This is a genomic window from Duganella levis, assembly GCF_009857605.1.
In the GTDB taxonomy this organism is placed as follows: Bacteria; Pseudomonadota; Gammaproteobacteria; order Burkholderiales; family Burkholderiaceae_D; genus Rugamonas; species Rugamonas levis.
In genome coordinates this window covers 1-12,457 of sequence record NZ_WWCT01000049.1, presented here as the reverse complement: position 1 = coordinate 12,457, position 12,457 = coordinate 1, and the positions used below count along the sequence as shown (strand labels likewise).

8 protein-coding genes and 1 pseudogene are annotated in these 12,457 nt (G+C 65.6%); 4 read left to right on the top strand and 5 right to left on the bottom strand.

Going from position 1 to position 12,457, the window contains the following annotated elements; translation table 11 throughout:
* Together GTP69_RS29895 and GTP69_RS29890 are read right to left on the bottom strand one after the other, a co-directional pair.
* The coding region (locus tag GTP69_RS29895) for an FUSC family protein (protein ID WP_161058275.1) at positions 1–1,967 on the bottom strand (1,967 nt) is incomplete at its 3' end.
* Between the two features lie 17 nt (positions 1,968–1,984).
* The gene (locus tag GTP69_RS29890; RefSeq protein WP_229261217.1) at positions 1,985–2,434 is read right to left on the bottom strand and encodes a MarR family winged helix-turn-helix transcriptional regulator; all 450 of its coding nucleotides are present in this window, start codon (positions 2,432–2,434) and stop codon (positions 1,985–1,987) included.
* Positions 2,435–2,551: 117 nt separating this feature from the next.
* Between GTP69_RS29890 and GTP69_RS29885 the strand changes: the two genes are divergently transcribed.
* On the top strand, positions 2,552–4,480 hold the full coding sequence (locus tag GTP69_RS29885) for an alpha/beta hydrolase family protein (RefSeq protein WP_161058274.1): 1,929 nt from the start codon (positions 2,552–2,554) through the stop codon (positions 4,478–4,480).
* A gap of 51 nt (positions 4,481–4,531) precedes the next feature.
* On the opposite strand, the gene GTP69_RS29880 is transcribed toward GTP69_RS29885, so the two are convergent.
* A complete protein-coding gene (locus GTP69_RS29880; protein ID WP_161058273.1) occupies positions 4,532–7,312 on the bottom strand; it encodes a M16 family metallopeptidase in 2,781 nt (926 codons plus the stop codon).
* A 114-nt stretch (positions 7,313–7,426) separates the two neighbouring features.
* Positions 7,427–9,064 (bottom strand): M28 family metallopeptidase, encoded by a 1,638-nt coding sequence (locus GTP69_RS29875; RefSeq protein WP_161058272.1) that lies wholly within the window; start codon positions 9,062–9,064, stop codon positions 7,427–7,429.
* A 142-nt stretch (positions 9,065–9,206) separates the two neighbouring features.
* On the opposite strand from GTP69_RS29875, the gene GTP69_RS29870 reads away from it, so the two are divergent.
* The 3 genes from GTP69_RS29870 (at position 9,207) to GTP69_RS29860 (ending at position 11,743) form a co-directional block, all read left to right on the top strand.
* Positions 9,207–10,160: a DUF2167 domain-containing protein gene (locus tag GTP69_RS29870; protein WP_161058271.1), complete on the top strand. Its 954-nt coding sequence runs from the start codon at positions 9,207–9,209 to the stop codon at positions 10,158–10,160.
* 4 nt (positions 10,161–10,164) lie between these two features.
* Positions 10,165–10,878 carry a site-2 protease family protein gene (locus GTP69_RS29865; RefSeq protein ID WP_161058270.1) on the top strand — a complete coding sequence of 238 codons (714 nt, stop codon included), beginning with the start codon at positions 10,165–10,167 and terminating at the stop codon, positions 10,876–10,878.
* Between the two features lie 61 nt (positions 10,879–10,939).
* Positions 10,940–11,743 carry a DNA-formamidopyrimidine glycosylase family protein gene (locus GTP69_RS29860; protein ID WP_161058269.1) on the top strand — a complete coding sequence of 268 codons (804 nt, stop codon included), beginning with the start codon at positions 10,940–10,942 and terminating at the stop codon, positions 11,741–11,743.
* Here the strand turns inward: GTP69_RS29860 and GTP69_RS29855 are convergent.
* Positions 11,685–12,457: pseudogene (locus tag GTP69_RS29855) on the bottom strand (GntP family permease); the annotation flags it as partial. The gene GTP69_RS29860 and the pseudogene GTP69_RS29855 sit on opposite strands and share 59 nt — an antisense overlap.

The following is a 12,457-nucleotide window of genomic DNA, read 5'->3' as shown; positions in this document are numbered from 1 at the left end:
CCATGCGCGCCGGCGGCGCACACCGCGCGCAGCGTGCCGTCCAGCCGCTCCAGCAAGGCAGCCGGCGCCTGGCCGTGGCCGATCGCGCTGCTGCCGAAGTAGCGGCCCAGCTTTTGCATCAGCGGTTGCAGCGTCACGCCGGCTTGTTCCAGCGGCTGGCGCAGGCCGCACAGCTGCGCCACATGCAGGCCGACACGCAGTTCGCGCAGACCATCCACCGCCACCGCGCGCGCTTCCGGCGTTGGATGGGCGATGGCCAGGCGCGGCATCAGCAGGCCGATACGGTCCACCATGCGCGCCGAAATCTTCAGCAGCGGTTCGCGCGCGCTGGCCTGCGCCATTTGCGCCACTTCACGGCGCGCGGTGCGCAGCATGCGCTGCGCCATCCAGTCGCCACCCACCGTGCGTACCAGGCTGGTGATGACGGCTGCGGCGATAAAGCCGAACAACTGCGCCACCATGCTGTTCAGGAAGCCGGGAATATCCAGCGTGCCGGTGTCCTGTAGCGACAAGGTGCCGGCCACGCCGATCAGGAACGCCAGCGAGGCGCCAGCCGTGGCGGGACGCGGCATGTACGCGCCGCCGATCAGGAACACCGGGGCGATCACCAGCACCAGCATTTCGTAGCTGTGCACCGCCGGCAGCACGAACAGGATGTAGGCGGCGGCGACCGGCATCGAAATCACGGTCCATTTCAGGAAGGCGAGGATGGCCGGCGTCGGATTGTCCTGCGTGGCGAAGAAGCAGCACAGCACCCCAGCCATCATCGGCGCAGCGGCGCCGGACGGCCACGCGGTAAGGATCCAGAACGCGCAGCACAGCAGGATGGTCAGCGCCGCCGCCAGCGAGGAACGCAGCGCCATGCCGTGGTCGCGGTGCAGCACCGACGGCGTCACGTGCGGCGTGTATTGGGCGGCGCCGCCGGCCATCACGGCGCCGACGTTGCTGCGCAATTCAAGGCCGTCTTCGCAGGCTTCGATCAGGGCGTCGAGACGCTGCGCGAGATTGAGGCGCAGGATCTCGCTCCAGCTGGCGTTGGCCGACAGCGACGGCTGCAACTGCGCCAGCGCCGCCCGCAGTTGTGCGGCGCGCGCCGGATCGGCGTTGCGGCCGGCCGCCACCCAGGCGGCGATATCGTCCAGCAGCACGGTCCATGGCGCCAGGCTTTGCGGATCTACTTCGCGCAGCGTGGTGAGGCGGTCCTCCACCGCCAGCAGCAGCGGCACCATCACCGTCAGGCGGTCGTGCAGGCCGTGCACCATGCCTGCGGTCCAGCGCAGGTGCGATGTGTCGAACGGCAGATGGGTCGACATCACGCGCATGTCGCTGATTTCGCCGGCCAGCGCCAGCCGCGTATGCACCGCCTGCGCGGCGGGCGCGTTTGACGCGGTTGGCGCTGCACCGGCGCCGGTCTTCAGCACCTCGCCCATCCAGCGTTGCGCATCGCCGATGGCGCGGTCCAGGCGGGCCAGCAGCACCGGGCCCACGCCCTGCGGCAGCAGCAGCGAGTGCACCACGGTGGCGGACAGGATGCCGATGGTGATTTCCTCCACCCGCGCCAGGCCGGTGTCGAAGATGGCCGACGGGTCGCTCACGGCGGGAAAACCGATCAGCCCCGCCGTGTACCCGGCCAGCATGAAGATGTAAGAGCGCGGCGTGCGGTCCAGCAGCGACAGGTAGAGGCACAGGCCCACCCAGCACGCCAGCGCCAGCGACAGCAGCTCCGGCGCATTGGCCATGCGCGGCACCATGACGATGGTGGCGATGCTGCCGATCAGCGTGCCGCACACGCGGAACAGCGCCTTGGAGCGCACCGCGCCGGAGAACGGACTGGCGACGATATACGCCGTCATCATCGCCCAGAACGGGCGTGGCAAGCCGGCCGCCAGCGAGACGTACAGCGCCAGCATCGAGGCGATAAAGCATTTCAGCGAGAATAGCATCTCGCTCCCTTTTGGCATATGCATGATGGCTGCCCCGCTGCTTAACCCGCGCTGCGCTCGGCCAGCACCTGGTCCAGCTGCACCAGCACGCGCACGGTGGTTTCGATGTCGGCCTGCGGCATGCCCTTGAACAGGTCGCGGCGGAATGGCGCCAGCGCTTTTTCCAGGCGCTCGGCGACGGTCTTGCCGGCGCTGGTCAGGGTCAGCGTCTTGGCGCGGCGGTCGCTCGGATCGTCCTGGCGCAGCACCAGACCCGCCGCCACCAGCTGGTCGATGATGCGCACCAGCGACGGCGGCTCGATGCCGACGGCGTCCGCCACCTGGCCGGGACGCACGCCGTCGCCCAGGCGCGAAATCATCAGCACCGGCCAGGCGCTGGCATGCGACAGCTCAAAATCCGCAGTCAGCGCATCGGCCGCGCTCTTGTAGGCACGCGCCACGTGGATCAGCGTGTGAGTCAGGGACATCAGGGTTTTGTCGTAGGCGGTCATGGTCGACTAGTTCAAATATACTTAGGATGCTAAATATTAGCATCAAACTGAAATCTTTGCTGGGCAGACGCCGAAATCTGCGCTATCGTTATCTTTTTAAATATATTTTTTAACACCATGAAGCTGATTGCCATTCTGCTGGCCGCTGCGACGGCAACAGCGGCGGCGCAGGCCGCGCCCATTCCCATCGAGCAGTTCTTCCAGAAGCCGCAGATGACCGGCGCCAGCATCTCGCCCGACGGCCGCCACGTCGCGCTGCGCATGCAATCGCCCTCGGGGCGCAGCATGCTGAACGTGCTCGATGTCGCCACGCGCGAACAGAAGGCCGTGGCCAATTTCCGCAATGCCGACGTGGGCGTGTTCTTCTGGCAGAGCGACATGCGGCTGGCCTATACCGTCATCAACGTCGACCACGGCGGCGATATCGGCGAGACCGGCCTGTATGCGGTGGACCGCGACGGCAAGGAGTTCGCGGTGCTGTCGCCCACCGTCGTGCCGCAGCGCTCCTTTGCCGACAGCGACTACGCCAACAACGAGTATCTGGCCCGGCCCACGCTCAACGGCTTCCTGCCGCGCAAGGCCGACACCATGTACGTGGTGGCGCGCTTCCCCGACGATACAGTCCTCATGCGCATCAATACCCGCGTGAACGGCCGCATGAGCGACGTGCGGGCGCCGCGCGGCACCCACCGCTGGCTGGTGGACGCCGATGGCGAGGTCCGGGTGGCAGTGGCGCGGCGCCACGGCAAGGACACGGTGTACTACCTTGAGGACAACAACTGGCGCGAACTGGCCAGCTTCGACCCGCTGTCGCCGGAGGCTTTCGAGCCGCTGCTCTACGCCGACGGCAAGCTGTATGTCCGCGCCCACCATGGCAGGGACGAGGCGTCCGTTTACCGTTTTGATCTGGACAAGAAAGCGCTGGACAGCACGCCGCTGGTCACGGCGCCGGGCTTCGACGCCGATGGCTATTTCCAGCTGAGCGACAGCAAGATGCTTGGCTTCCGCACCAATACCGATAGCGAAAACACCGTGTGGTTCGACACGACGATGACGGCCATACAGCAGGAAATCGATGCGCTGCTGCCCAACACCATCAACACGCTGAGCTACGGCGGCCACAGCGCCACGGCCTCCGTGCTGGTCGATGCGCACAGCGACGTGCAGGACCACATCTACCTGCTGTACAACCGCGACACCAAAAAGCTGCTGCGCCTCGGCGACGCCCATCCGGACCTGAAGGCGGAGCAGATGGCGCCGATGGCGATGGACCGTTACCCGGCGCGCGACGGCTTGCGCATCCCGCTTTACTTCACGGTACCGGAACCGGCAGTCAAGCGTCCGCGCCCGACGGTGGTGCTGGTCGGCGATCCGCAATGGAAGCGCAGCAGCAGCTGGGCGTGGAATGAGGAGGTGCAGTTTCTGGCGGCGCGCGGCTACGTGGTGCTGCAACCGCAGCCACGCGGCACGCCCGGTTTTGGCCGCGCCTTCGAGGCGGCCGGCGACAAGCAATGGGGACGCGCGATGCAGGACGATATCGCCGATGCGGTCAAGTGGTCGGTAGCGCAGGGCTATACCGATCCGGCGCGGGTGTGCATCGCCGGCACCGGCTACGGCGGCTATGCGGCGATGATGGGCTTGATACGCGATCCGGCGCTGTTCAAGTGCGGCGTCAGCTGGTCGGGCATGACGGATATCGGCGCCATGTTCGATCGTAGCTGGAAGGATGTGGCGGAGGAGCGGGGACTGGCGCAGTTGCAGGCGCGGGTCGGTGATCCCAAGCTGGATGCGGCGCAGTTCCGCGAAACCTCGCCACTGCACAATGCGGCGCGCATCACGCAGCCGGTGCTGCTGGCGTATGGCAAGGAGGATGCGCGCGTGCCGTTCCACGAAGGCCGCAAGTTCCGCGATGCGCTGGCGGCCGCCAACCAGCAGGTCGAGTGGCTGGAGTACACGCCCAATGTGGAGGACTGGAAGACGCAGGCCAACCGCATCGACCTGTGGCGCCACATCGAAGCCTTCCTGGCCAAACATATCGGTCCATAAAAAAACGCCGGCGCGGCGCACAGGCGCCGGCCGGCGTTTCGACGATGCTGCTTACGGCAGCGGCTTGCCGTCGACGTCGATCTTGCGCACTTCGCCGATGTTCAGCGAACGCACGCCCGCCTCCACCTTGCTCAAATCACCCACCACCAGCCACACCAGCTGATTTGGCGCGATGGTGCGTGCTGCCAGCGCGTTGGCCTTGTCCGGCGTCAGCGCCAGCACGCGGCCGGTGAAGGTGTCATAGTAGTTCTCCGGCAGCTTGTAGCGGATGATCTTGCCGTAGGCGCCCGCCAGCTGCCCGGCGGTTTCGAACGACCCCGGCAAGCCGAGCGTCTCGTTGGTCTGCGCGTCGGACAGTTCGGCCGCAGTGATAGGCTTGGCGCCGGCGATGTTGGCGTACTCCTGCTGCAGCTCCTGCAACGACTCCTTGGTCTTGTCGGTCTGCACCGGCGAAGAACTCAGATACAGGCGCTGGCCGGCGGCCGCACGCAGGCCGGCGTTGACGCCGTACGACCAATGCTTGTCCTCGCGCAGATTCATATTGATGCGCGAGCTGAAGGTGCCGCCAAAGACGTCGTTGATCACGTCCAGTTCCACATCATCCGGCGCGTTGCTGGCCGATGCCAGCTGCACGCCATAGATCACGCTTTGCTGCGCGCCCGGCTTGTCCAGCAGGTAGACCAGCGGCTTGGCTGTCGGCGTTACCGTGGCGATCTCCTTCTTCGGCGCGGCGCCGGCCTTCCAGCCGCCGAACGCCTTTTCCAGCAGCGGCGTCACCTCGGCCAGCGTGGTGTCGCCCACCACCAGCAGCGTGGCGTTGTTCGGCTTGAACCAGGCCTGGTGGTAGCTGGCCACGTCGTCGCGCGTCAGGCCGCGAACCGTCGCCTCGCTGCCGCTGCCGCTGATCGGTCCCGCGTAGGCGTGGCCGGCGCCGTACACCAACGACGGCAGCAAACGCAGGCCCATTTCGGACGGCGACGATTTCTCGCGCGCGATGTTGGCCAGGCGGTTCTGCTTCTGGCGGTCCAGCTCTTTCTGCGCGAAGGCCGGATGCTGGATCACGTCCGCATACACATCCAGCGCCTTCGGCAGCGTCGCCTTCAGCGCGTTGAGGTTGACGTTGGCGCTGTCCAGCCCCGTGCCGACCGAGAATTCGGCGCCCAGCGATTCAAACGCAGCGCTGATGTCGGCCGCGCTGCGCGTGGTGGTGCCTTCTTCCAGCAGGCGGCCGGTCAGGCTGGCCAGTCCCCGGGTTTTCTCGCTGTCCGACGCAAAGCCGGCATCGACGATCAGCGAGAAGTTCACCAGCTGCGCCGTGTGGCGTTCCGCCAGCACTACCTTCAGGCCATTCGACAGCGTGGCCTTCTGCATCGCCGGCAGCTTCAGTTGCTCAGGCTTGCCCAGCGCCGGCGGCTGGCTGCGATCCAGCTTGGCGGTGGTGGTCAGGCCGGTCGGATAGGGCTGCACGTCCAGCACGTAGTCGCCATCGGACACCCAGGTCTGCAAGGCCTGTTTGACCTGCGCCGGCGTGGCCGCCTTGATCGCCTTCAGGTAGTCCTTGTAGCACTCCGGATTGCCGGTGTAGGTGGTGCAGCTGGCCAGCAGGTCGCTCTTGCCGCCAAAGCCGCCGATGCGCTCGACGACGCGGGTGTACTGCGCCAGGATCGCGGTCTTGGCCAGTTCCAGTTCCGCTGCGGTGGGACCGGACTTGACCAGCGCCTGCAGCTCCTCGTCGCCGGCGCGTTCCAGCTTGGCGCTGTCGGCGCCAGGGCGCGCGGTCAGCACCACGTAGAACTGGCCGGCGATTTCCGACGAACTGTTAAAGGCGCTGGCGTCGGTCGCCAGCTGGTCCTGGTACACCAGCCGCTTGTAGAAGCGCGAGGTCTTGCCGCCGCCCAGTACCTTGGCCGCCAGGTCCAGCAGCGGTTCGGTGGCCGTATGGCTGCCCGGGACATTCCACACGCGGTAAATGCGCGCCTGTGGCACGCGGTCCTGCACCGTGCCGCGATGGGTACCGGTGCGCTTGGCGATCCACTCCTGCTGCTTGGCCAGCGGCGGGCCGGCCGGAATGTCGCCGTAATACTTCTCGACTTTTTCACGCGCCTGTTCCGGCGTGATGTCGCCGGCCAGCACCAGCGTCACGTTGTTCGGACCATAGTTGGTCTTGAACCAGTCCTGCACGTCGGTCATCGACGCCGCATCCAGGTCAGCCATCGAGCCGATCGTGGTCCACGAATACGGGTGGCCGACCGGCCAGGTATTCTCCGCCAGCAGCTGGCGCGTCACGCCGTACGGGCGGTTCTCGCCCAGGCGCTTCTCGTTCTGCACCACGCCGCGTTGCAGGTCCAGCTTCTTCTGATCGAGCACGCCGAGCAAATGGCCCATGCGGTCGCTCTCGGCGAACAGCACGTAGTCCAGCATCGATGTCGGCACGTTCTGGAAGTAGTTGGTGCGGTCGCCGTTGGTGGTGCCATTCAGGTCGGTGGCGCCAATGCGTTCCAGCGCGTTGATGTAGGTCTGGTTGAAGTTCTCGCTGCCGCTGAACATCAGGTGCTCGAACAGGTGGGCGAAGCCGGTCTTGCCGGGCTTTTCGTTCTTGGAGCCGACGTGGTACCAGGTGTTGATCGCCACCACCGGCGTCTTGTGGTCTTCGTGCACCAGCAAGGTCAGGCCATTTTTCAGCACGAATTTGGTGTACGGGATGTCGGGAATCGCGATGTCGCTTTTGGCGACAGGCTTGGTGGTGTCGGCGGCATACGTGGCACCGGTAGCGCCGGCGGATAGCAGCGCGATGGCGGCCGCGAGGACGGTGCGGCGCAAGGACATGGTCATGCGGTATCTCCCTTGGAAGTGGACCTGCAAAAAAAATGGGCGCCTGCGTTGCAGCAGGCGCCCGGTCATTCTATTAAGGTTTAGATAAGTTTGCCCAGCTTTTTTTGCATAGCCTTATTTGCGCTGTGTCGCCGTGGCGTCACGCGCGGCGCGGAACTCGGCGTCCTTGGCCCAGTTCGGCCAGAGCTTGGAATCGGCCAGGTCGCGGCCCAGCGCATACAGCAGGCCCAGGTCGTGCGACATGCTGGCGAAAGTCCATTCCGCGTGCCATTCGTCGGACGGCTGGTGGTAGTTGTTGGTGTTGTAGTCCGCCTCCAGCTTCTGGCCGGCGGCCAGGCCGCCGTCCACCAGGTCGTCGCCCGAGCCGTACGAGATGGCCGGCACGCCGCGCTTGGCGAACGGGAAGTGGTCGGAGCGGAAGAAGTGGCCGGCTTCCGGTTTCGGGTCCGGCTTGTACACCAGGTTCCAGTCCTTGGCCTTGGCGATCAGCTGGTCCAGCAGATCCAGCTTGGCGCTGCCGGAAATGGTGAAGTTGCGCGTCAGGCCGTGCGGGCTGAGGGCGTCCATATTGATCACGCCAACCGTGGTGGCCAGCGGGTACAGCGGATTGGCCGCGTAGTATTCGGAACCCAGCAGGCCCTTCTCTTCGGCGGTGACGGCCAGGAAGGCCACGGTGCGCTGCGGCGCCGGCGCCTTGCCGTAGGCGCGCGCCAGTTCCAGCAGCGCGGCGATGCCGGTGCCGTTGTCGACCGCGCCGTTGTAGATCTTGTCGCCCTTGGCGTCGGCCAGGCCCACGCCCAGGTGGTCCCAGTGGCCGCTGTAGATCACGGTTTCCTTCGGCCGCTGGACGCCGACCACGCGCGCCGCCACGTTCTTCGACACGATCACCTGCGCGTCCACCGCGTAGTTGGCCGACAGCGTAACGTCCTTCAGCTCGACCGGCTTGAAGTCGCGGGTTTGCGCCTGCTGCTTCAGCGCCTCAAAATCCAGGCCACCGCGTTTGAAAAGGTCGACCGCCAGGTCGCGCTGGATCCACGCTTCCATCGGCGCGTGCGCCTCGGCCGGCTTCTTGCGCACGATGTCGTACATGACATTGGTGTTGGAGTTCTTTACCGTGTTCCAGCCGTACGAGGCCGGCGCGGTTTCGTGCACGATGATGGTGCCCAGCGCGCCGCGGCGCGCCATCTCTTCATACTTGTAGGTCCAGCGGCCGTAGTAGGTCATGGCCTTGCCGCCGAAGTCGCCCTGGCCGGTTTCGAAGTCGGGGTCGTTGATCAGCACCACCGCCAGCTTGCCCTTCAGGTCCTGGCCCTTGAAGTCGTCCCACTGGCGCTCCGGCGCAGTGACGCCGTAGCCGACGAATACCAGCGGCGCGTTCTTGATGTCGACCAGCTTGGCGCCGTTCATGGCGGCGCGCACCGCCAGGTCGTCGCCCTGACGCAGCGGCTGCACGGTCTTGCCGTCGTTGACGCTCAGCGTGACCGGGCCCTTGATTTCAAAACGGCCCAGCGGCACGTCCTGGGTCCAGCTGCGCTGGCCCTTGACCACGTCGCCGCCCGGTTTCAGGCCGGCGGCCTTGAATTGTTCGATCAGGTAGGCAACGGTTTTGGTTTCGCCGGCCGTGTGCGGGCCGCGGCCTTCAAATTCGTCGGACGACAGCGCTTTGACGTCTTGCGACAGACGTTTGGCGTCGATCTCGGGACCGCTAGCGGCGTGGGCACTAAATGCGACCAACAGCGACAGGACAAGCATGGTTTTTTTCAATCTGGGCTCCCTCAAGGGTAGTACGTGAATCGGCAATACTGCCACGAATAAATGTTGGCGACAATGTCATAAGTAATTACCAAATCCGCAAGTTTCCTGTAGGATACTGCTTTTATGACAAGGAGTTTTTATGCGCCGTCTTCTCACTACCCTGCTCTGTATGAGCCTGGCTGCCATGCTGCCGGCGCAGGCGGCTGAGCCTGCCGCTTCTGCCCCTTCTGCTTCGGCGCCGCACATGTCGGCCCAGCAGTTCCTCGCCTCGCTGACCTTCCGCGAAGGCCAGATCAAGCTGCCCGGCGAGATCGCCACGCTGAACCTGCCGGCCAGCTTCCGCTACCTCGATCCGGCCGACACCGAAAAACTGATCACCGACGGCTGGGGCAATCCGCCCGGCGCCAAGACGCTGGGCATGATCGTGCCGGCCGACGTCAATCCGCTCAGCGAAGCCGGCTGGGGCGTGGTGGTCACCTATGACAAGGACGGCCACGTCAAGGACGACGACGCCGACAAGATCAACTACACCGACCTGCTGAAGGACATGCAGGAAGGCATGGCCGAGAACAACAAGGCGCGCCAGGAACAAGGTTATGCGCCGATGTCGCTGGTCGGCTGGGCTGAGCAGCCCAGCTACGACAAGGGCCAGCACAAGCTGTACTGGGCCAAGGAGCTGCATACCGACGGCAGCAAGGAAAACGGCCTGAACTACAACATCCGCGTGCTGGGCCGCGAGGGCGTGCTGGTGCTCAACGCTGTGTCCGGCATGGAGCAGATCGCCCAGGTCAAGCAGGAGATGAAGAAGGTTACCGCCTTCACCGAGTTCACGCCGGGCAACCGCTACACCGACTTCAACGCCGGCACCGACAAGGTGGCCGAGTACGGCCTGGCAGCGCTGGTGGCGGGCGGCGTCGCGGCCAAGCTGGGCTTCTTCGGCAAGATCTTCGCGCTGCTGCTGGCGTTCAAGAAAATCATCCTGATCGGCGTGGCGGCGGCGGGCAGCTGGATCTACAAACTGCTGGGCCGCAAGAAGGAAGCTAAAGCACAGGAACAGGCAGCGCCCCCGGTCGACCTGAGCAAGCCGGAGTAGGCCCATGGGCAAGTTGATCATCTGGCTGCTGGCGGCCGGCAAGATGGGCAAGCTGCTGATGACCTGCGGCACCATGCTGCTGTCCATCGTGGCGTATAGCTGGATTTATGGCTGGCGCTATGCGGTCGGCTTCGTGGCGCTGATTTTCGTCCACGAGATGGGCCATTATGCGGCGGCGCGCCAGCGCGGGCTGGAAGTCGGCGCGCCGACCTTTATCCCCTTCGTCGGCGCCTGGATTGCGCTCAAGCAGCTGCCGCATGACGTCGAGACCGAAGCCTACATCGGCTTTGCCGGGCCGCTGGCCGGCACCCTGGCGTCGGTGGCCTGCTACTTCATCGCCCGCGACCAGGACAGCAGCCTGCTGCTGGCGCTGGCCTATGCCGGTTGCATGATCAACCTGTTCAACCTGATTCCAGTGTCGCCGCTGGATGGCGGCCGCATCACGGCCATCATCTCGCCGAAAGTGTGGCTGGCCGGCGTGCCGCTGCTGGCGGCGCTGTTCCTCTACCACCCGAGCCCGATGCTGATCCTGGTGGCGGTGCTGGCCTATCCGCAGCTGAAGGAAGCCATCTGGGGCGATCCCGCCAAGGACGCCAACTACTACACCGTGCCTCGCGACACCCGCATCAACTACGGCGTGATGTACCTCGGCCTGGTGGCCTTCCTGGCGATGATGAGCTACAGCATCCATAATTTGCTGGACGGCTCGGTGAGCTAACGTACAGTCCGGCCGCAGCGGCGCGGCGACACTGGAGGCCAGTATCCAGCGGAGATTGGCCATGCCGGAAGGACCGTCGATTGTGATTTTGCGCGAAGCGGCCGAGGGCTTTGCCGGCCGCACCATCACGCGCGCCAGCGGCAACAGCAAGGGCGTCGATTTCGCCGCGCTCGAAGGCCAGCCGATCGTGGCGCTGCGCAGCTGGGGCAAGCATTTCCTGATCCAGCTGCCGACCCTGGTCCTGCGCATCCATTTGCTGATGTTCGGCAGCTACCGCATCAACGAGCGCAAGGACGCCGAGCCGCGCCTGAGCCTGGGCTTCGACGACGGCGAGGAGTTCAATTTCTACACCTGCTCGATCAAGACGCTGCCGCCGGATCTGGACGCGCAGTACGACTGGCGCATCGATGTGATGGCGGGCCAGTGGGACCCCAAGCTGGTGCTGAAAAAGCTGCGCGCCCAGCCGGACATGCTGGTGTGCGACGCCGCGCTGGACCAGGAGATTTTTTCCGGCGCCGGCAATATCTTCAAGAACGAGGTGCTGTTCCGCATCCGCGTTCATCCGCTGTCGACGGTCGGCGCGCTGTCGGCCGCCAAGCAGCGCGAACTGGTCGCCGAGATGCGCGCCTATGCCTTCGATTTCCTGCGCTGGAAGAAGGCCTTCGTGCTCAAGCAGCACTGGCAGGCGCACACCCAGCGCATTTGCCCGCGCTGCGATATTCCGTTCCACAAGGCGCATCTGGGCAAGACCAAACGCCGCAGCTTTTTCTGCACCCGCTGCCAGAAGCAGTATCCGCCCGCCGCGCTTACACCAGTCCGGTCAGATAGTAGACCGCGATCACAAAGAACACCGCCAGCGTCTTGATCACGGTGATGCCGAAGATGTCGCGGTAGGACTGGCGGTGCGTCAGGCCGGTGACGGCCAGCAGCGTGATGACGGCGCCGTTGTGCGGCAAGGTGTCCATGCCGCCGCTGGCCATGGCCACCACGCGGTGCATCACTTCCAGCGGGATCTGCGCGGCCTCGGCGGCCTTGATGAACTGGTCCGACATGGCGGCCAGCGCGATGCTCATGCCACCCGAGGCGGAGCCGGTAATGCCGGCCAGCGCGGTCACCGAGACGGCGGCGTTGACCAGCGGATTGGGCACGCTGCGCAGCGCTTCGCTGACCGACAGGAAGCCCGGCAGCGCGGCGATCACGCCGCCGAAGCCATATTCGGACGCGGTGTTCATCGCCGCCAGCAGCGCGCCGCCGACGGCGGCCTTGGTGCCGTCGGCGAAGCTGATGCGGATGCGCTGGAAGGCGGTGGCGATGGTCAGCAGGATGCCCAGCAGCAGCGCGCCTTCCACCGCCCAGATGCCGATCACCGATTTGATGGCTAGCGTGACCGGCGCGTGCAGGCCGGGCAAGGCGTCGGCCGTGAGAGCGTAGTTGTCGCCGTACCAGCCGGGGATCAGTTTGGTCAGCACGAAGTTGGCGACGCCGACCAGCACCAGCGGCGCCACCGACAGCAGCGGATGCGGCAAGCCGGTGCGTGCGACGGCAGGCGCCGTGGCGGCGGTCGCGGCGGCGGCCGGTG

Excerpts from the sequence above, each read along its gene's own strand:
- GTP69_RS29890 (WP_229261217.1), bottom strand. The coding sequence starts at position 2,434 with ATGACCGCCTACGACAAAACCCTGATGTCCCTGACTCACACGCTGATC.
- GTP69_RS29885 (WP_161058274.1), top strand. The coding sequence starts at position 2,552 with ATGAAGCTGATTGCCATTCTGCTGGCCGCTGCGACGGCAACAGCGGCG.
- GTP69_RS29880 (WP_161058273.1), bottom strand. The coding sequence starts at position 7,312 with ATGACCATGTCCTTGCGCCGCACCGTCCTCGCGGCCGCCATCGCGCTG.
- GTP69_RS29875 (WP_161058272.1), bottom strand. The coding sequence starts at position 9,064 with ATGCTTGTCCTGTCGCTGTTGGTCGCATTTAGTGCCCACGCCGCTAGC.
- GTP69_RS29870 (WP_161058271.1), top strand. The coding sequence starts at position 9,207 with ATGCGCCGTCTTCTCACTACCCTGCTCTGTATGAGCCTGGCTGCCATG.
- GTP69_RS29865 (WP_161058270.1), top strand. The coding sequence starts at position 10,165 with ATGGGCAAGTTGATCATCTGGCTGCTGGCGGCCGGCAAGATGGGCAAG.
- GTP69_RS29860 (WP_161058269.1), top strand. The coding sequence starts at position 10,940 with ATGCCGGAAGGACCGTCGATTGTGATTTTGCGCGAAGCGGCCGAGGGC.